An 18,791-nucleotide genomic window follows, 5' to 3' on the forward strand; every position below is an offset into this window, starting at 1 on the left:
GGCAGCACCAGTAGCACCGATAGCAGACCAGAGATGAGGGCCGAGGATGACCGCGCAGCCGTTGCGGATTGCCCTGCTGTCATACCGCGGGGACCCGTTCTGCGGCGGTCAGGGCGTGTACGTACGGCACCTCTCCCGCGAGCTGGCCGGACTCGGCCACCACGTGGACGTGATCGGTGCCCAGCCCTACCCCGTACTGGACGAGGTCGCGGGGCCCGGGTCGGTGCGCCTGGTCGAGCTGCCCAGCCTGGACCTCTACCGCGCCGACGACCCCTTCCGCACGCCCGCCCGCGGTGAGTTCCGCGGGCCGGTGGACGTGCTGGAGTTCGCCACCATGCGCACCGGCGGCTTCCCCGAGCCGCTCACCTTCTCGCTGCGCGCCCGTCAGTACCTGGCCCGGCACAAGGGCCGCTACGACGTGGTGCACGACAACCAGACCCTCGGCTACGGCCTGCTGGGCCTGGCCCGGCACGGCTTCCCGCTGGTCACCACGATCCACCACCCGATCACCGTGGACCGGCAGTTGGAGCTGGACGCGGCCACCACCCGGCTGAAGCGGCTCTCACTGCGCCGCTGGTACGCCTTCACCCGGATGCAGCGCCGGGTCGCCGCCCGGCTGGACCACGTGATCACCGTCTCCGGCAGCTCGCAGCGCGAGATCGCCGAGCACCTGGGCGCCGCCCCCGGCGCCATCTCGGTGGTCCCGATCGGCGCCGACACCCGGCTCTGGTCGCCCTCGGCGGAGGTCGAGCGGGTCCCCGGCCGGATCGTCACCACCTCCAGCGCGGACGTGCCGCTCAAGGGCCTGGTGTACCTGGTCGAGGCGCTGGCCAAGGTCCGCACCGAGCGGGACGCCCACCTGGTGGTGGTCGGCAAGCCGCAGAAGGACGACGGGCCGGTGGCCGAGGCCGTGCGCCGCTTCGGGCTGGCGGAGCACATCGAGTTCCGCACCGGCCTGAGCGACCGGGAGCTGGTCGACCTGTACCGCTCGGCCGAGGTGGCCTGCGTCCCGTCGCTGTACGAGGGCTTCTCGCTGCCCGCCGCCGAGGCGATGGCCACCGGCACCCCGCTGGTCGCCACCACCGGCGGGGCGATCCCCGAGGTGGCCGGCCCGGACGGCGAGACCTGCCTGGCCGTGCCGCCGGGGGAGGCGGACGCGCTGGCCGCCGCACTCGGCCGGCTGTTGGACGACCCGCGGCTGCGCGCCGAACTCGGCGCGGCCGGGCGGGAGCGGGTGCTGGCCCGGTTCACCTGGGAGCGGGCGGCCGAGCTGACCGCCGAGGCGTACCGCGCGGCGATCGCCACCGGCGTGGGTGCCCGGGCCCGTTCCGGGCCCGGCTGGCGGTACGTGCCCTGAGTGGCGCGCCCGAGCGGTGTCGCCCGACCGATCCGACGACGCGCGCGTGACCTGACGAAGCGTCAAGAACGCTTGGTAGCAATAGGAATGGGAGCCCTGCAGTGCTGACCGTCGATTTCTCGCGCTTCCCGCTCGCCCCCGGCGACCGGGTGCTCGACCTGGGCTGCGGCGGGGGCCGGCACGCGTTCGAGTGCTACCGCCGCGGTGCCAACGTGATCGCCCTCGACCAGAACACCGAGGAGATCGCCGAGGTCAAGAAGTGGTTCGCCGCGATGGAGCAGGCCGGTGAGGCCCCCGAGGGCGCGTCGGCGGTCGCGATGGAGGGCAACGCGCTGGCGCTGCCGTTCGAGGACGAGTACTTCGACAAGATCATCATCTCCGAGGTGATGGAGCACATACCCGACGACAAGGGCGTGCTCAACGAGATGTTCCGCGTCCTCAAGCCGGGCGGTCTGCTCGCCGTCACCGTGCCCCGCTGGCTGCCGGAGAAGATCTGCTGGGCGCTGTCCGACGAGTACCACGAGGTCGAGGGCGGCCACATCCGGATCTACCGGGGCGACGAGCTGCTCGGCAAGCTCAAGGACGCCGGCCTGGAGCCGTACGGCACCCACCACGCGCACGCGCTGCACTCGCCGTACTGGTGGATCAAGTGCGCGGTCGGCGTGAACAACGACAAGGCGCTGCCGGTCAAGGCGTACCACCAGCTGCTGGTCTGGGACATCGTCGGCACCCCGGTCATCAGCACCCTCACCAAGGCCGCCGAGAAGGCGCTCAACCCGGTCATCGGCAAGAGCTTCGTCGCCTACGCGTCCAAGCCCCACCGCACCGGGTCGCAGCGCGCCGAGTCCGGCCGGGCCGGCGCATGACCGCCGCCGTCCCCGAGGTGCTGCTGCTCGACGGGGTGCTGGACGCCGAGCAGGCGGCCGGCACCGTCCGCAGCATCCTGGCCGAGCAGCGCCCCGACGGCGCCATCCCGTGGTTCACCGGCCACCACCTGGACCCCTGGGACCACACCGAGGCCGCGATGGCCCTCGACACCGCCGGCGAGCACGCCGCCGCCGAGGCCGCCTACCGCTGGCTGGCCGCCCAGCAGAACCCGGACGGCTCCTGGTACGCCGCGTACACCGACGGCGTGGTCACCGACCGGGCCAAGGAGAGCAACTTCTGCGCGTACATCGCGGTCGGGGTCTGGCACCACCACCTCAGCACCGGCGACGACGCCTTCCTGGAGTGGATCTGGCCGGTGGTCCGCCGGGCCCTGGACTTCATCGTCGGCCTGCGGCTGCCCGGCGGCCCGATTGCCTGGCGGGTCGACGAGGACGGCGCCGCCACCGACGAGGCGCTGCTCACCGGCTCGTCCAGCATCCTGCACGCGCTGCGCTGCGGCCTGGCCGTCGCCGACTACCTGGAGGAGCCCCAGCCCGACTGGGAGCTCGCGGCCGGACGGCTGCGGCACGCCATCGCCCACCACCCCGAGCGGTTCCTCGACAAGGACCGCTACTCGATGGACTGGTACTACCCGATCCTCGGCACCGGCCTGCGCGGCGACGCGGCGGTGGCCCGGATCGAGCGGGACTGGGACCGCTTCGTCGTCCCCGGCCTCGGCGTGCGCTGCGTCAGCGACCGCCCGTGGGTGACCGGCGGCGAGAGCGCCGAACTGGCCCTCGCGCTCTGGGCGATCGGCGAGTCCGACCGCGCGGTGGACATCCTGCGCTGGATCCAGAAGCACCTGCGGCACGAGGACGGCTCGTACTGGACCGGGTACGTCTTCGAGGACGACGCGATCTGGCCCGAGGAGCGCACCACCTGGACGGCCGGGTCGCTGCTGCTCGCGGTGGCCGCGCTCGGCGGGGACCCGGCGACCGTCGCGGTCTTCGGCGGGGAACAGCTGCCCGCCGGGCTGGTGGTCCAGGACTGCTGCTGACGACCAGCGCATACGGAAGGGGCGGGACCGGTGATCCGGTCCCGCCCCTTCCGTGTGGTGGGCGTCAGCCGCGCTGGATGCCCGAGGTGTCGCTCAGCACACCGTGGGTGCCGTCCGGCAGCTGCGCGACCAGCGCGGCACCGCGCTGCTCGACGGCCAGGTACCAGGTGCCCGGCACGACCTCGCCGACCGGGGCGCCGGCCGGGTTGTCCTTCGGGGCCAGCTGGCGCGGGGCCGGGACGGCGAACCAGAACGGCTGGAAGTCCGCCGCCGGGGCGGCCGGCTGCTGGGCGGCCGGGGTCGGCTGCGGGGCCGGGACACCGGCGTCCTGCGGCTGGCCGGGCACCGGCTGACCGGGCTGGCCCGGCTGCGGCTGACCGGCACCCGGGTAGCCGTAGCCACCGGCCGGCTGGGCGGCGAAGGCCGGGTCGTGGCCCTGGGCCGGGTAGCCGTACTGGCCGGGCTGACCGGGGGCACCCGGGTGACCGGGCTGACCCGGCATCGGGTAGCCGCCCTGGTACGGGACGGCCGGGCGGTCGGTGACCAGCGGGGCCTTCAGCGCGGGCACCAGCGGGCCCGCGGCGGCCGCACCGGCCAGCACGATCAGCGAGATGACGCCGAGCCAGGCACCGAAGCCGTGGCCGACGCTGGGGCCGTAGGGGCTGGCGCCCAGCGACCAGACCGAGGTCCACAGCGCCGCGACGGCGAAGGCGATGCCCCACTGGTCCAGCCGCAGGCCGAGCACCTGGCGGTTGGCCGCGGCCTGGCCCTGGAACCGCTGCACCAGGATCAGCACGGCGGCGACGATGCCGAGCAGGAAGATCGAGGGCAGGATCGGGAACAGGTCCGTGCTCCACGCGTTCTTTGAGGCGTCCGCACAGAACCGGCCGCTGCAGTCCGCGGACAGGTAGGGCAGGAAGGAGGCGATGAAGAGCAGGACGGCTCCGCCTGCGACGGCGGCGTCTCCCCTGGTGAGAGCGCGCAGATTCACTTACGTTCCCCTCGTTGACGTGTCGTGGACGGTGATTCTTGCGGTCGGGCTGACCGGCCGAAACTCCCGAACGGACCAGAAGCCTAGGCCCAACCGTCCTGCCGGTGCACGGCGGGACCGGGAACGGGGCGAAGTCGTTGCAAACCGTGCGGGCCGGTCGGAGTGTCGTCCGCCGGGCCCGCCCGTCCCAACTCCCTTGCCGGGCCTGCTCAGTGCGCGGTCAGGAAGGCGGTCAGCGCGTCGACGATCCCCTGGGCGGCCTGTTGGCGCCACTGAGGGTCCGTCATCCGCCTGGCGTCCACGGAGTTGCGCATGTTACCGCACTCGATGAACACCTTGGGGACCGTGGAGAGGTTGAGACCCCCCAGGTCGGAGCGGGTGTCCAGGCCCTCGTCGGCGATGTAGTCGGCGTAGGGCTCGTCGGTCGCGTCGTGGAAGTGCTGGCGCAGCAGCAGACCGAGCCGGTGCGAGGGTTCGACGATCGCCGAGTTGTCCGCCTTACCGGCGACCACCTTGGCGGGCATGATCACGTGGAAGCCGCTGCCGCTCGCCGGGCCGCCGTCGCCGTGCACCGAGACCGCGACGTCGGCGTGCGCGTCGGCGCCCACCTTGGCCCGCTCGTCGATGCACGGGCCCCAGGCACGGTCGCCGTCCTGCACCAACACCACCTTGGCGCCCCGGGCGGTCAGCAGGGCGCGGGCCCGGCGGGAGACGTCCAGGGTGTAGTCGGCCTCGGTGTAGCCGGAGTCGGTCTCGGTGCCGGTGGTGTCGCACTCCTTGCGGGAGTTGCCGATGTCCACCTGGCGGTTGATCTCGGTGGGGTGGGCGAAGTTGCCGGGGTTGTGGCCGGGGTCCAGCACGACGGTGCGGCCGGCGAGGTCGGCGGTGCCCCCGGGGGCCGCGGTGGGGGTCCCGGTCGGCGTTCCGGACGGAGTTTCGGACGGCGTTCCGGACGGCGTTCCGGTCGCCGCGGGTGTTCCGGTGGGCGTGCCGCCGGTCGGCGGGGCCTCGGGGGTGGCCGGGGCCTGGGTGGTGGACTGGACGGCGCCGGGCGGCGCGGCCGTGGCGCCCGCCGGGCCGGAGTCGTCCAGGGCCCGCCAGCCCAACCAGCCGGCCGTGCAGAGCGGGACGACCGCGGCCACCACCGTGGTGGCGCGCAGCAGGGCGGAGCGGCGGCGGGGCGGTCGGGAGGTGGAGCCGGTCACGGGTGGGTCAGATCCTGTCCTGGGTCCGCGCGGTGAGGCCGTAGCTGCTCGCGATCGGGTTCCACTTGGTCATGAAGTCGGTCTTCGCCTGGGTCGCCTGCGGGTTGAGCTGGTCCGCGTGGGTCTTGTCCGCGGTGCTCTGGGCCCGGCCGGAGCAGCCCTGCTTGGCGACGGCGCGTGCCCAGCTCGCGTACGCCCGGTCGATGTCGGCGGACAGCTGCCAGGCGGACTTCAGCGAGTTCACCGCGTCCGCGCCGCCCGGCACATCGGTGACGCTCAGCTTGGCGAGCTTGGTCAGCAGCGCGTCGCGCTGCTTCGCGCCGTTGTCGAAGTCCTGGGCGGCGCTCTCGATATCGGCCTTGGACGGGCAGCTGCTCACCTTGGCGACGGCGCTGCCTATCGGGGCCCTGGCGTTCTCGCCCTCGCTGAGCAGACCGTCCAGCGCCTGCGCCTGGGCCTGGGCGCCTGGGCCCGGACCGGTCGCGGACGGGGACGGGGTCCCGCCGGCCGGGGTGGTCGGGGCGGTGCTCGGCGCGGCGTCGGTACCGGTGGGTGCCGGGGCGGGCTGCGGGTTGCCGGAGCCGGTCCCGCCGGCGGCCGTCGGGGCGGGCGCGGCCTGGCCGCTCTTGTCGTCGCCGCCCTGGCTCGCGTACAGCAGGCCGCCGCCGACCGCCAGCACCAGGAGCAGCGCGAAGCCGATCAGCAGCGGGGCCTTGCCCTTGCCCGGGTGCGACCGGTCGTCCTCGTCGTCGACCGGGTAGTGGGTCGGGTAGTCCGGCTGGGCCCCGTACGGGGGCTGCGCCGGTGCGGCGGCCGGGGGCGGCGGCGGGTAGACGTAGCCGGGACCGGGGGTCGTCGGCGCTCCCTGCGGGCCGCGGGTCTGCGGGGTCGCGTGGGAGGGGAACGGCGCGGCGGCGGGCGGCGGCGGGGCGACGGTGGGGAAGGCGGCGGTGGGCGCCCCGGGGCCCTGGGCCGGTGCCGTGTCGGCCGGGGGCGGGCCGAAGCCGGGGACGGGCGGGCCGAAGCCGGGCGCGGTGGCCAGGTACGGGCGGGCGCCCAGCGGCGGGCCCTGGTCGCCGACGGCGCCCGGGGAGGGGGGCGGCGCGACCGGGCCGGGCTTCGGCGGTTGTGCGCCGGGGGCGGGTGCGGCGGGCTGTGCGCCTTGCACGGGGGGCGCGGGCTCGGCGTCCTGCCGCTGCGGGTTGCGGACCCAGCCGCCCGCGCCGCCGCGCGCGGTCGGGTCCCAGACCGCCGGAGCGGTGTTCTGCTGGTCCGTCATGTGCCGCTGGCTCCCACCGTCCGCCGATGCTCTGCCTGGTGCTGTTGCCTCGTGCTGCTGCCTGGCGCTGCCCTGTGTCGCCCGGTGCAGCCGCCTGGTGCTGCGCGGACACCGTACCGTTCGAACCCGCGGCCGACAGCCCCGGCACGACGTTAGAGCATCCGTGCGGGGCTGTGGGGGTGATCCGCTCAGGCGGCGGCGCGGCGCAGGACGCGCAGCGAGCCGGTCACCGAGACCTCCTCGAAGCCCTCGGCCAGTGCCCGCAGGTACACCCGGTACGGGGCCTGGCCGCCGTCCGCCGGGTCCGGGAACACGTCGTGCACCACCAGCAGACCCTCCGGCGCCAGGTGCGGCGCCCAACCCTCGTAGTCGCCGGTGGCGTGCTCATCGGTGTGCCCGCCGTCGATGAACACCAGGCCCAGCGGGCGGCCCCACAGGGCGGCGATCTGCGGGGAGCGGCCGACCAGCGCGACCACGTGGTCCTCCAGCCCGGCGGCGTGCAGGGTGCGGCGGAAGCGGGGCAGGGTGTCCATCCGCCCGACCTCCGGGTCCACCAGGCTCGTGTCGTGGTACTCCCAGCCGGGCTGCTGCTCCTCCGAGCCACGGTGGTGGTCCACGGTCAGCGCGACCGTCCCGGTCTCGCGGGCCGCCGCGGCCAGCAGGATCGCCGAGCGGCCGCAGTAGGTGCCGATCTCCAGCACCGGCAGCCCGGTCCGCCGGGCCGCCGCCACGGCCGCCGCGTACAGCGCGAGGCCCTCGTCCACCGGCATGAACCCGGTGGCCGCCTCGAACGCCGCCAGCACCTCGGGCGCCGGGCGGGCGCTCTCCAGCAGGTCGGACATGCGGTGCTCCTCGGGTTCGGTACGGCGGGCGGACGTGCTCGGACCCTACTCGACGGTAGCCGGGGCGGCCGCGGCAGGATCGGCTTGCGAGCCGTGGACCGGGGCCACCGCGGTGGCGGATATGTCGGCGGGCACGGGTGTGGGCACGGCCGGGATCGTGCCGGTGAGTGGCGACGTCGTGCGCGCGTCCGGCGGCTGCGCCCCGTCCTGGAACGTGTTCTACCCGCCCCGCGTCGCCCGTGCCAGAATCGGCCCGACCGTCGATCCACGCACACCGGGAGCAGCCCCATGCGCGCAGCCGTCCTGCACAAGACCGGCCAGGACACCCTCGACGTCCGCGAGGACGTGACGGCGGTCGGCTTCGGGCCGGGCACCGTACGGGTCCGGATGCGCGCCGCCAGCCTCTGCCACTCGGACCTCTCCGCGATGAGCGGCGTCCTGCCGCAGCCCGCGCCGTTCGTCCCCGGGCACGAGGGCGCCGGGGAGGTCGTGGAGGTCGGGGAGGGCGTCACCGGCGTCGCGCCCGGGGACCGCGTGGTGCTCTGCTGGATGGCTCCCTGCGGCCGTTGCGCCCACTGCGAGCACGGCCGCGGCCACCTCTGCATCGCCAGCCTGCGGCGGCTCGGCGCACCCGGCTTCCGGTTGGCGGACGACGGCACGGAGGCCTCCGGCTTCTACGGCACCGGGGCCTTCGCCGAGGAGGTGGTGGTCAGCGCCGACGCCGTGATCAAGGTGCCGTCCGACCTGCCGTACGAGGCCGCGGCGCTGATCGGCTGCGGGGTCACCACGGGAATCGGCGCCGCCGTCAACACCGCCGAGGTCGAGCCCGGCTCCTCGGTCGCGGTGATCGGCGCGGGCGGGGTCGGCGTGGCCACCGTCCAGGGCGCCCGGGTCTGCGGCGCCGCCCGGATCACCGTCGTCGACCCGGTGGTCTCGCGCCGCGAACGGGCCCTCGCCTTCGGCGCCACCGAGGCGATCGCCCCCGACGAGCTGAAGGCCTTCGCCAAGGGCCTGCCGGGCGGCGGCTTCGACTACGTCTTCGAGGCGGTCGGCCGCTCGGCCACCGTCCGGGCCGGCTACGACGCGGCCCGACGCGGCGGCGCGGTGGTCGTCATCGGTGCGGGAGCGCAGGACGACCGCGCGCAGTTCAGCATGGGGGAGCTGTTCTTCAACGAGAAGCGCCTGCTGCCCTCGCTGTACGGCGGGGCGCCGGTGGCGCGCACCATCGGGCTGGTCGTGGAGCTGTGGCGGGCCGGGCGGATCGACCTCGACGGGATGATCACGCACCGGGTCGGGCTGGCGGACGTGAACGAGGCGATCGCCCAGATGCGCAGCGGCGAGGCGCTGCGGACGGTGGTCTCGCTGGGCTGACGACGCCTCGCCGCCGTCGCGCGAGGGCCCGCCGGGTGTTCCCCGGCGGGCCCTCGTCGTTGTTCCCCCTGGATCGTCTTCCCGGCTCAGGCCTGGGCGCCGGCCGCGCGGTGGCGGCCGTGCGGGTCGGATCGGGAGGTTTCGTCGGCCGCGGACGCGCCGCGGTGGCGGCCGTGCGTCGCGGTGTCCTTGGCCGTCTTCTCGTCGGCGTCGGTCCCGTTGGCCACGGTTCCGGTGGTGTCGGTGAGGGTGTCGGACATGAGAATCGTCTTTTCCGTGCGGAGGGTGCAGGTCATCGGCGCCCGTCCGGCGCCGGCGGCGCACGGTCGGGTCCCCGATCGGGCGCTCGGTACGCGCCACAGCCGGTGATCGCGGCCCGTGCCCCGGCCACCATAACGGCCGGGACGGACGAGATCCTATCGAGATCACGACGCGCGTCCCGCGTCGAGCCAGTGCCCGACCAGCTCCCGGTAGAGCGGCGACAGCACCTGCAGGTCCCCGTGCCGCGCCAGCACGCCCCGCCCACCGTCGAGCAGCAGCACCCGATCCGCCCGCAACGCCGAACTGATCCGGTGCGCGATCACCACCAAGGTCCCGGGCCGGGCGGCGAAGGCCCGCTCCACCCGCTCCTCGGCGGCGGCATCGAGATGACAGGTCGCCTCGTCCAGCACCACCAGCGGCGCGGGCGACAGGTACGTCCGCACCAGCGCGATCAACTGCCGCTCACCCGCCGACAGTTCACCCGGATCGCCCAGTGCGCCCGCCACCCCGCCCAGGCGCGCCACCAACTCCGCGGCGCCCAGCCGCCGGACGGCCGCGGCAAGCCGCTCATGGCTGGTGGCCGGGGCGAGCCAGACGAGGTTCTCCCGCACCGACCCCGGGAACACATACGCCTCCTGCGGCAGCAGGGCGGCCGACGGCGCCGTCACCGTGCCCGCCGCCGGAGCCATCAGCCCGGCGAGGAGCGCCGCCAGGGTCGACTTCCCGGTCCCGCTGGGCCCCACGACGGCGATGTGCTCCCCGGGGAGGAACGTCGCATCGAGCCCGTCGAGCACGGGCGAAGCGCCGACACCGTGCGCGTACCGGACGCCGCGCAGGCGCACCTCCCCGGCGGGGGCGACGCTTTCCGTGCCGACGCCCGCAACCTGCGTCCCGGACACCCGGCCGCCTCCCGTGGCCGGTGCGCTCAACCGGACGCCGGGTGGCCGGTCCGGCCCGCTGACATCGCGCCGGCCGCCCTCGGCGGTCCCCGCGCCGGAAGGGCTGCCGTCGGCCGTGACCGTCGCCAGGCGGTCCAGCACCACGGCGAGGTCGAGCAGCCAGCCGCCGACCGTGCCGGCCAAAGTCCTTACGGCCGGATCGAGTTGCTGCAGCAGGTAGGTGGCGACGCCGAGCAGCTCGCCCGCGGTCAGCGCGTCGTGCGCGAGCAGCCACGGAGCCGCGGCGAGGACCGCCGGCACCGGCAGCCGTCCACCGAGTGCCACGACGAGTGCGCGCAGGGCCGAGGCCCGGCCCAGTGCTCGGGAGGCGGCCGCGCTCTGCCGCGCGGCCTCGGTCAGCGCGCGGGCGACCTCCTCCCCGGTTCCCGTCGCCTGCACATCGCGCAGCCCGTGCAGGGTCCGTCCGGCGTCGGCGGCGAGCCGCTCCTCGGCCAGCACGACCGCCCTCCGCCGCGCCACCATCGGGCGCAGCAGCCGGACGAACAACAGCCCCGCCGCCAGCAGCGGCAGCAGCACCAGTGGCAGGACGGCGGGCGCCAGCAGCGTCAGCCCGATCAGGGCGGCGACCAGCGTGACCCCCACCCCGCGCAGGGTGCGGAGCAGCGTAGCGGTCAACTGCCGTGCGGACTCGACCTGTTCGGTGAGCCTGGCGACCTCGGCCGGATCCGCCGAGGGGCGCGCGAGCGCACTGCGGACCACCCGCTCGACCAACGCGTCCCGCAGCGGCTCCACCACCCCGGCGAGGTACGGGAACCCGGCCCGTGCCGCATACGCCCGGACCCCCATCGCCAGCCCGAACCCCGCCGACCAGGCCGCCCCGACCGCCGGCCGCCCGGCCAGGAACCCCTGGTCGACCGCGGCCGAGACGAACAGCCCCGAAAGCAACGGCGGCAGCGCCTCCACCCCGGACCACAGGAGCAACCGCACCAACGCCCCCCGGGTGCTCCCCAACTGCCGGAACAACAACCCCCACCCCGAAACCCGCCGACGCCTCCGCCGCCCGCCCGGCGCCCCGGCGACCCGCTGACGCGCAGGCGCGTGTGCGGTTCGGGGCGGGCCGAGGGGCGAGTCGAGGCGGCGGGGCTGCTCGGGTTGCATGGGAGTCCGTCTCCGTCGGGGGCGGCTCGCGCGGGAAGTCGATCGGGCCGACCTCCCGCGCGCGAGGCGCAGCGGCACGGGAAGTCGACGTCGCCGACTTTCCGTACGGCGTGGGAAGGGGCGCACCGAGACTCAGGCCGTCGCTGCCTGCAGTGCCGTGTCCGACAGGGCCGCGCGGTAGTCGGGGTGGGGCAGGAGAGAGGTGTGGGGGGCCAGGGCGCGGAGGTGGCCGGCGTCCAGCCAGGCGACGAGGTCGGCGCGGGCGGCGATGGTGGCGCGGTGGGCGATGACCAGGCGGGTGCGGCCGTGGGTGGCGTGCTCGAGGGCCCGGGTGACCTGGTGTTCGGTGGCGAGGTCCAGGCCCGAGGTGGCGTCGTCGAGGATGACGACCCGGGTGGGGCGGGCCAGGAGGCGGGCGAGGCCGAGGCGTTGCAGTTCGCCGCCGGAGAGCCGGAGGTCGTCCAGCGGGGTGTCCCACCCCAGGGGCAGTCGCCGCAGGAAGTCGTCCGCCCGGGCGGCGGCCGCCTCGGCCGGTCCGGCGCCGGCCAGCGCGTCGCGGACCGTACGGCCGACCAGTGCGGGTCGGGCGAAGGCGTAGCCGACCGCCTGCCGCAGCTCGCCGGCCGACAGGCTGCTCACCGGGACGCCGTCGATCAGCACCGTGCCCCCGTCGGGGTCGCGCAGCCGTCCGGGCAGCGCCGCCAGCAGGGACTTGCCGGAGCCGGAGCGCCCGACCAGGGCGACCGTACGGCCGCCGGGGACGGTGAGGTCGAGCGGACCGAGCAGTATCCGGTCGCCGTCACGCACCACCACGCCCCGGAGCGAGACCTCCCCGGGCCCGCCGACCGGGAGCGTCGCCGTACCGCCGGGCGCGGGCGCGAGCGCCAGCAGTTCGTCCACCCGGGCCTGCCCGGCGCGTGCGTGGGCGACCCCGACCAGCGCCTCGACCTGCTCGAACAGTCCCGCGCCGAGCGCCGCCCAGCCCGCCGCCGCGGCGAGCGCGCCGGGGGCGAGGGCGCCGTCCGCGAGCAGGGCCCCGGCGGTGGTGAGCACCGCGACCTCGATCAGGGCGATCAGCAGGGTCGCCTGCCAGGCGGTGCGTCGCTGGGCCGCCCAGAGCGCGTGTCCGGCGGCGGAGAGTTCCGGCAGCGGCGCCAACACCCGGGCGGCCTCGCGCTGTTCGGCGCGCGCCGCGTGGATGCTGCGCAGCCCTGCGAGGGCGCCGCTGAGTCGGGCGGCGATGTCGGCCTGCACCTCCTGGTAGCGGGCGAAGACCGGCCCGGCCTGGCGCAGGAAGAGCCGGATCAGCAGGACTCCGGGCACCACGCCCGCGAAGAAGGCGAGCGCCAGCCACGGCGACAGCACCGCGAGCCCGACGATCGCGCCGACCGAGGTGAGCAGTGCGGTGGCGGCGCCGAGGGCGGCGGGCAGCCGGCCGCCCGCGTCGCCCGCCGAGCCCAGCAGTCGGGCGCAGAGGTCGCCGGGCGGCGGCCCGCCGTGCAGTCGGCCGCCCGGCCCGAGGGCGAGCAGGTGGCGGAGCAGGCGTCCGCGCAGGGCGGTGGTGGCCTCGGCGGAGCAGGCCGGTCCGGCGGCCGCGGCGGTGGCGTTGGCGGTGGCCGCCGCGCCCAGGACGCCGGCGAGCAGCAGGAGCGCGCCGGGCCCGGAGCGGTGGCCGAGGACGGCGTCGACGGCCCCGGCGAGCACGGCGGGCAGTGCGAGGGTGGTGCCGGCCTCGACCGGCAGGGCGATGCCGAGGGCGAGGGTCCAGCCGGTGGGGCGGCGGGGCAAGTCGTGCCTCCCGTCGGGGGATCGGAAACAGTGGGAGAAGACGGGTGCCGTCCCCGCCTGTCCGGACAGGCGGGGACGGCACCCGGCGGCTACCGCCTGATCGGCCGGTGGCCGAGCCGATGGCTCAGCTGTTGGTGAAGATCAGGCAGGTCAGGATGAGACAGGTGTACTGGCAGCCGCTGCCGTGGCCGGTCAGCTCGACGGACTCGGTCTCCGGCAGGTCCTGCAGCGCCGCGAGGTCGGTCTCGAAGTCCACCATGTTCTCCATGATCGGGTCCTCCCCTTGAGGTCACGCCCGCCGCAATCTGCCTGCGGGCGTCGGGTGTTGACCCCGGGCGGCCTCCATCCGCCGCACCGGGGGTGATGCCCCGGACCGCACTGGGCCCGGGAGTCTGTGGAAAGCCGGGATCAGCCCGGTCGGCCGGTCCGCAGGAACGCGGCCAGCAGCTCGTGCAGCACGGCGGCGCCCTCCTCGGCCAGCACCTCGTGCCCGGAGCCGGCCGCCTCGACGTACCGGAAGTCCACGCCCTCGACCCGGCCGATCCGCAGCAACTCGTGCCGCAGCGACCGGGACTGGCTCACCGGCACGACCTCGTCCCGGTTGCCGTGCACCACCAGCAGCGGCGCGCTCAGCCGGTGCGCCAGCTGCAGCACGTCACGCGGGCCACGGGCGTCCGCGATCGGCTCGCCGCCGCCCAGCCGGGTGGTCAACGCCCGTACGGGGGGCGCCGCTTCGGCGAGCAGTCGGGCACCGGACAGGAACGGGGCCACCACCGCGCAGCGGGCGACCTGCTCGGCCGGCGCGTGCGCGGCCGCCAGCAGGGCCAGGAACGCGCCGTAGCTGACCCCGAACAGTGCGGGCGGTTCCAGGCCGAGCGCCGCGCGCTGGCCGGCGATGCCCTCCAACAGGTACAGCACGTCGTCCAGGTCGGGCCCGCCCCAGGCGCCCCGGATGGCCAGCGCGTGCGGCACCCCGTAGCCGGTGGAGCCGCGCTGGTTGGGCGCGACCACCGCCAGGCCCTCGGCGGCCATCCGCTGCAACGCCGGGTCGAACTCCAGCCGCCAGGCGTCCGCGGGGCCGCCGTGCAGTGCCAGCACCAGGTGCGGGCTGCTCAGCCAGGAGTCCCCGCCGTACACCACGGCCTCCAACGGGCCTGCCGGGCCCGCGAGTTCGAGGCTCTGCGCGGGCTGCCAGCGGCCGCCTTCGCCGGGCGGCGTGCTGCCGTCGAGGCGCCAACCGGCGGGCGGGGTGTGGGCGGAGCGCAGCCCGCCGGGCTGCCAGGGCAGTACGGTGTCCCGCCACGGGCCGGGCAACCCCGAGGCCAGCGGCGCGAGTTGGAGCGGAAGCGGCATCGGGCCCGGACCGGCCGGGACCGGGCCGTGCGCCAGCAGGGCGTCCACGTCAAGGGTGGCCAGCGCCGCCGGGTGGTCGGGCGAGGAGTACGGGATCCGCAGCCCCGCCTCGCCCCAGTGCCCGACCGCGCCGAGCCGCCCGGGCGGCACCGGCAGCGGGTCCAGCCGGCTGACGGCGGGCCGCCACAGGGCGAGCGCCGACCCGGCGCCGTGGTCGATCTGCACCGCGACCCGGGGGCCGTCCGTCGCCTGCCGCAGCGCGACCGGCCGCAGGAACATGCCCGCGACGTGCAGGCGTTCCGGGAACCGTAGCGGCTCGCCGCCGCCCAGCACGCCCCAGCCGAGCCGGTCGACGCCCGGCGCGTCGCTGCGCACCATCGCGAAGCGACTGTCCGGGTCGAACAGCACCAGCCGGTCGTTGCTGCGCTCGCCGATCTCCAGCAGCGGCGTGGTGGTCCCGCTGCGCAGGTCCAGCGCCACGCTGCGGACCAACCCCCCGGCCACCCGGTCCAGCGCGAGCAGCGTGCCCGCGTGGTCCAGCCAGGTGCCGCCGCCGTGCAGGCCGGGGATCTCGGTGATCTGCACGGGCTCGCTGCCGTCCGACCGGACCAGCCAGGCGGTGGTCGTGGGACGGGTGTCGGTGCCGAGCGCGAGCGCCACCGGTGTGCGCGGACCGGCGCCGGGCGGCACCGGGAGCGGCAGCAGGCGCAGTCCGGACATCCGGAGCGAGGCCAACTGCTGCTCGAAGGCGGCGTTCTCGCCGTACGAGAGGCGGACCAGGTCGTGCCGCTCGCCGTCGTGCCGGCAGATCAGCACCGAGCCGTCGGGCAGCGCGACCAACTGCGAGCGCAGGCTCTCCGAGCGGTTGCCGGACAGCGGCAGCGGGGTCGGCGCGGCCGGCTCACCGTTCGTCGGGAGCCGCCAACTCTCCACGTACCAGGCGCTGTCGGCGGCCGCTGCCAGGCAGGCCGCGTGGCTGCCGTCGGCGGAGAAGGTGAAGCTGAGCCGCCGCAGGGCCTGGGTGGTGGTGCGGGTGGCCACGTTCATGCCTCGCTCACCCCGCCCGCGCCGGAGGGGATTCGGCGCCGGGTGGGCGGGGCGGGGTCGAGCCAGAGCCGGGGGCCGGCGTGGCGCAGTCGGAGCAGGAAGGCCAGCGGGCCCGCGGTGCCGGTGCCGTAGGCGGTGGCGCAGCCGGTGCCGGTCTCGTCGGGGAGGGTCAGCAGGCCGTCGCGCAGGGCGGCTCGGGTGGCGATCAACTGGCCCAACTCCTCGGCGCCGTCGCGGAATTCGTGCTCGTCGGTGGCCTCGGCGAGGTCCAGCAGGTAGTCGCCGTCGCCGGCCAGTCCGTGGCAGGCGCTCACCCCGCTGTGCCAACGCCCGGCCAGTACGGCCCGCCCGGCGGCGCGGGCGAGGTCGAGGGTGGCGGCGTCGCCGGTGGCCCGCCAGAGCCGGAGCAGGAAGCTGCCCGCGCCGGAGGAGCCGCTGCACCAGTGGGAGAGCCGGATGTGCTCGGGGTCGGCCGCGCTCTGCGGCCACCAGGCGGTCCGCCGGTCTGCGCCCCACCGTACGGTCGCGGCGAGCGTCCGCCCGGCGTCGACGGCGGCGCCGAGTGCGTCGGCGCGCAGGGTCCGGTCCTCGATGGTTGCGGCGGCGGCGAGGAGGAAAGCGCCCACGCCCGCCGCGCCGTGCGCGAAGCCCAGGTGGGTGATCCCGGCGAGCGCCGAGTCGAAGTCCGCCGGCACCGGCCAGACCGTCCCGTACGACTCCTGCCGTGCGGCGGTCAGCAGGGTGCGGGCGCAGTCGGCGGCCCGGGGGAGGAAGTCCTCCCCGAAACCCGCCCCGATGCCAGCCCCGAAGGTATCGGCCCCGAAGCCCTCGGCGGCGAAGCGGAGTTGGGTGAACCCGGCGCCCGCCGCGCCGTGGCACACATCGGGGTTGGGCCACTCGACGGCGACCCGCCGGGCGAGCCCGGCCGCCCGCTCCGCCAACCCGGCGTCGCCCAGCGCGCCCGCGGCGTCCAGCAGCGCCCACGCCGTCCCCGACCGTCCGAAGTGCAGGCCGGGCAGTACCACCGGCTCGGCCGCGATCCGCCGTTCGATCCAGTCCGCGGCGGTACGGGCCGTGCGCGCGGCCTCCGTCCGTACCTCCTCCGGCAGCCCGTCGGCCGTCGCGGCCCGCGCCAGTACGGCGAGCACACCCGCGGCGCCGTGCTGCACGTTGCACGGGTCCGTCCGCTCCCCGGCGGGGACGACGGGCCAGAGCCGGTCGGGCCGCCCGGGCGTCGCGGTGGCGGCGAGGTGCCGCAGGCCGTCGTGCAGCAGGCGGTCGAGGGTCGGGCCGTCGCCGCGCCGGGACGCGGGGCCCGCGTGCTGCCGGGCGGCGGCCTGCCAGAGCGGGGCGACGCCGGCAGAAGCGGTGCCGCCCAGCACCGCCCGAACCCGCGCCACCCCCCACCGCCGCCCGGGCTCCTCCGCCCGCAGCCCCAGCACCAGCGGCGCCAGCCGCCGCGCCGTCGCACCCGTGCGGGCCGCGAGGGCGAGCCAGCGCCCGAGCCGCTCGGCGACCGGCCGCGCCTGCGGCAGGTCCTCCGGAAGCAGCGGGTCGTGCCCGGTCGCGAGCAGGAAGAGCAGCCCGCCGAGCGCGTACAGGTCCACGGCCGGGTCGGCGACACAGGAGCCGGCGAGGGCGAGCCGCCCCTGTTCCGGAGCGCGGTAGCCGGGGGTGCCGGCCGAGCCCGCCCGGTGGCCGGTCTCGGCGGCGAGTTCGAGGTCGACCAGCCGCAGGCCGCCGTCCGGGCGGACCATCACATTGCCGGGGGAGAGGTCGCGCAGCACCAGCCCCTGGGCGTGCACCCGCTCGACCAGGTCGAGCAGCCCGTGCACCACCGGCTCGGCCTCGGCCCAGTCCACGTCCGGGCTGCCGTCGCGTCGCAGCCGGGCCGCGACCCAGGCGCCCAGCGGCTGTCCGGCGATTCGTTCCTGTACCAGGAAGACGGAGTCGTCCTGCTCGATCAGTTCGACGGCGCGCGGCGCCAGCTCCTGCCCGTCCAGGCGGGCGAGCAGCGCGGCCTCGTGCCGCAGCGCGTCGCGGGCGTCCGTCCCGGCGCGGTCGACCTCGATGTGGGCGCGGGCCTGCTTGACCACGACCTCCGCGCCGCTGGCCGCCTCCCGCCCGAGGAACACGCCGCCCTTGGCGCCGTGCCGCACGGCGGCGGTCACCGCGTACCGCCCGGCCAGCAGCACCCCGCCCTTCCGTCGGCCCGCGGCGACGGCGCCCGCAGGGGCGGCGGGCGCGGCGAACGGGTCCCGCACCCACCCCGGCGCCCGGTACGACCCGCCGCGCACGTCCTCGGCCCGCTCCCCGGCGGGCCCGCGCAGCACCGACCGGTACTCCCCGTCGTTGCCCAGCTCCGCCCGCGACGCGAACGCGCCGTACCGGTAGTGCACCCGGCTGCCCGGCCGGTACGGCCGGTCGGAGAGCACCACGGGGCCCGGCAGCCCGGCCGTGACCCGGTCCAGTTCGGCCGCCAGCCGCTGGAACTGGGCGTCGTCCACCGGGTAGACGGTGATGAACTTGCCCGCCGAACCGCGGTCGCTGTTACGGGAGTTGAGCTCGCGCAGCCGCTCCTCCCCGGCGGCGAACTTGAAGCTGCACGGGTCCGCGCCGAGCACCCGTACCACCGCCGCGAGCACCTCCCCGCCCACCACCGACGCCGCGCTCACATGAAGCTTCCACCCCTGCTCCGGCAAGGGCGATGACGCGGACGGCCTGGCCGTGCACCAGAAGCCACCGACGGTGACGTCCCAGCCGCCGTCGCCTCCCCGGCCGCCGGCACCGGCCAGTGCCGCCCGCGTCGTCTCCGGCCACGAACCGGCCGCACCCGGCCCGCGCCCCGCCGATCCCCGGCCCCCGGCCGTACGCAGCGATGTGCCCGCCCTCATTCGCCGCCACATCCCTTCGTCTCGGCCGTCCCGCCGCGGGGGCCGCTGCTCGGCACCCGCGGCACCACGGCCCGGCTTGATCGGTTTCCTCGGAATGAACGGGAGCGCCTCGACAGGCAGGAACGCCACATCCCTGTGTTCCGCCATCGGTCCGGTCTCACCAGGACTTGATCCGGCGGACCCCTTCTCGCCCCCGGCTCGCCAAGGGCCGGGGGCGACTGGGGCAACTCCCGTTCGCAGGACTGAAGTTAGTTTCGAGAAAACCGAAGCCTCAACGCAGACCCGGTCACTTCACTCGTAAGGGTGATCCGCAGGCGGTTTCGAATGTGTGCGAGGGTCCTGTTGTGCGCCGCGAGCGCCCGATGCGCGGGTGCGCGCGGCTCGTGCGGGCCCGCACGAGCGCCCCACCGCAGGTTGACACG

14 protein-coding genes are annotated in these 18,791 nt (G+C 75.9%); 4 read left to right on the plus strand and 10 right to left on the minus strand.

The window, feature by feature from the left end:
- Positions 1 to 46: 46 nt before the first annotated feature.
- From ACH4E7_RS07360 to ACH4E7_RS07370, 3 genes are all read left to right on the plus strand, one after another.
- Positions 47 to 1,357, plus strand: a complete 1,311-nt coding sequence (locus tag ACH4E7_RS07360; RefSeq protein WP_396248030.1) for a glycosyltransferase family 4 protein — start codon at positions 47 to 49, stop codon at positions 1,355 to 1,357.
- Positions 1,358 to 1,458: 101 nt separating this feature from the next.
- Positions 1,459 to 2,223 carry a class I SAM-dependent methyltransferase gene (locus tag ACH4E7_RS07365; protein WP_355673944.1) on the plus strand — a complete coding sequence of 255 codons (765 nt, stop codon included), beginning with the start codon at positions 1,459 to 1,461 and terminating at the stop codon, positions 2,221 to 2,223.
- Positions 2,220 to 3,281 carry a prenyltransferase gene (locus ACH4E7_RS07370; RefSeq protein WP_396248031.1) on the plus strand — a complete coding sequence of 354 codons (1,062 nt, stop codon included), beginning with the start codon at positions 2,220 to 2,222 and terminating at the stop codon, positions 3,279 to 3,281. Before ACH4E7_RS07365 ends, ACH4E7_RS07370 begins: the two co-directional genes overlap by 4 nt.
- Before the next feature lie 64 nt (positions 3,282 to 3,345).
- Here the strand turns inward: ACH4E7_RS07370 and ACH4E7_RS07375 are convergent, their stop codons facing one another.
- The 4 genes from ACH4E7_RS07375 to ACH4E7_RS07390 all read right to left on the minus strand — a co-directional run bounded on the left by ACH4E7_RS07375 (position 3,346) and on the right by ACH4E7_RS07390 (position 7,598).
- The gene (locus tag ACH4E7_RS07375) at positions 3,346 to 4,272 is read right to left on the minus strand and encodes a hypothetical protein (protein ID WP_396248032.1); all 927 of its coding nucleotides are present in this window, start codon (positions 4,270 to 4,272) and stop codon (positions 3,346 to 3,348) included.
- Between the two features lie 209 nt (positions 4,273 to 4,481).
- Positions 4,482 to 5,477: an N-acetylmuramoyl-L-alanine amidase gene (locus tag ACH4E7_RS07380; RefSeq protein WP_396248033.1), complete on the minus strand. Its 996-nt coding sequence runs from the start codon at positions 5,475 to 5,477 to the stop codon at positions 4,482 to 4,484.
- A 7-nt stretch (positions 5,478 to 5,484) separates the two neighbouring features.
- Positions 5,485 to 6,756, minus strand: coding sequence for a hypothetical protein (locus tag ACH4E7_RS07385; protein ID WP_396248034.1), 1,272 nt, complete (start codon positions 6,754 to 6,756; stop codon positions 5,485 to 5,487).
- A gap of 188 nt (positions 6,757 to 6,944) precedes the next feature.
- Positions 6,945 to 7,598, minus strand: coding sequence for a class I SAM-dependent methyltransferase (locus ACH4E7_RS07390; RefSeq protein ID WP_355673939.1), 654 nt, complete (start codon positions 7,596 to 7,598; stop codon positions 6,945 to 6,947).
- A 288-nt stretch (positions 7,599 to 7,886) separates the two neighbouring features.
- Here ACH4E7_RS07390 and ACH4E7_RS07395 point away from each other — a divergent pair, with 288 nt between their 5' ends.
- Positions 7,887 to 8,969: an alcohol dehydrogenase catalytic domain-containing protein gene (locus tag ACH4E7_RS07395; RefSeq protein ID WP_396248035.1), complete on the plus strand. Its 1,083-nt coding sequence runs from the start codon at positions 7,887 to 7,889 to the stop codon at positions 8,967 to 8,969.
- A gap of 86 nt (positions 8,970 to 9,055) precedes the next feature.
- Here the strand turns inward: ACH4E7_RS07395 and ACH4E7_RS07400 are convergent, their stop codons facing one another.
- From ACH4E7_RS07400 to lanL, 6 genes are all read right to left on the minus strand, one after another.
- Entirely contained in the window at positions 9,056 to 9,229 is a 174-nt protein-coding gene (locus tag ACH4E7_RS07400; RefSeq protein WP_396248036.1) for a hypothetical protein, read from the minus strand.
- Between the two features lie 165 nt (positions 9,230 to 9,394).
- Positions 9,395 to 11,116: an ATP-binding cassette domain-containing protein gene (locus tag ACH4E7_RS07405; RefSeq protein ID WP_396248037.1), complete on the minus strand. Its 1,722-nt coding sequence runs from the start codon at positions 11,114 to 11,116 to the stop codon at positions 9,395 to 9,397.
- A gap of 303 nt (positions 11,117 to 11,419) precedes the next feature.
- Positions 11,420 to 13,075 carry an ATP-binding cassette domain-containing protein gene (locus ACH4E7_RS07410; protein ID WP_396248038.1) on the minus strand — a complete coding sequence of 552 codons (1,656 nt, stop codon included), beginning with the start codon at positions 13,073 to 13,075 and terminating at the stop codon, positions 11,420 to 11,422.
- A gap of 124 nt (positions 13,076 to 13,199) precedes the next feature.
- Entirely contained in the window at positions 13,200 to 13,343 is a 144-nt protein-coding gene (locus ACH4E7_RS07415; protein ID WP_157882160.1) for a VenA family class IV lanthipeptide, read from the minus strand.
- Positions 13,344 to 13,483: 140 nt separating this feature from the next.
- Entirely contained in the window at positions 13,484 to 15,475 is a 1,992-nt protein-coding gene (locus tag ACH4E7_RS07420) for an alpha/beta hydrolase family protein (protein ID WP_396248039.1), read from the minus strand.
- The gene (gene lanL, locus ACH4E7_RS07425; RefSeq protein WP_396248040.1) at positions 15,472 to 18,516 is read right to left on the minus strand and encodes a class IV lanthionine synthetase LanL; all 3,045 of its coding nucleotides are present in this window, start codon (positions 18,514 to 18,516) and stop codon (positions 15,472 to 15,474) included. The genes ACH4E7_RS07420 and lanL overlap by 4 nt, the downstream gene beginning before the upstream one ends.
- Between the last annotated feature and the right edge of the window lie 275 nt (positions 18,517 to 18,791).

Source organism: Kitasatospora sp. NPDC018058, from assembly GCF_044327205.1.
Classification (GTDB): Bacteria; Actinomycetota; Actinomycetes; order Streptomycetales; family Streptomycetaceae; genus Kitasatospora.

Bases quoted from the DNA above. Each gene is read 5' to 3' on its own strand.
- ACH4E7_RS07385 (WP_396248034.1), bottom strand. From the start codon at position 6,756: ATGACGGACCAGCAGAACACCGCTCCGGCGGTCTGGGACCCGACCGCG.
- lanL (WP_396248040.1), bottom strand. From the start codon at position 18,516: ATGGCGGAACACAGGGATGTGGCGTTCCTGCCTGTCGAGGCGCTCCCG.
- ACH4E7_RS07400 (WP_396248036.1), bottom strand. From the start codon at position 9,229: ATGTCCGACACCCTCACCGACACCACCGGAACCGTGGCCAACGGGACC.
- ACH4E7_RS07360 (WP_396248030.1), top strand. From the start codon at position 47: ATGACCGCGCAGCCGTTGCGGATTGCCCTGCTGTCATACCGCGGGGAC.
- ACH4E7_RS07415 (WP_157882160.1), bottom strand. From the start codon at position 13,343: ATGGAGAACATGGTGGACTTCGAGACCGACCTCGCGGCGCTGCAGGAC.
- ACH4E7_RS07390 (WP_355673939.1), bottom strand. From the start codon at position 7,598: ATGTCCGACCTGCTGGAGAGCGCCCGCCCGGCGCCCGAGGTGCTGGCG.
- ACH4E7_RS07370 (WP_396248031.1), top strand. From the start codon at position 2,220: ATGACCGCCGCCGTCCCCGAGGTGCTGCTGCTCGACGGGGTGCTGGAC.
- ACH4E7_RS07420 (WP_396248039.1), bottom strand. From the start codon at position 15,475: ATGAACGTGGCCACCCGCACCACCACCCAGGCCCTGCGGCGGCTCAGC.
- ACH4E7_RS07395 (WP_396248035.1), top strand. From the start codon at position 7,887: ATGCGCGCAGCCGTCCTGCACAAGACCGGCCAGGACACCCTCGACGTC.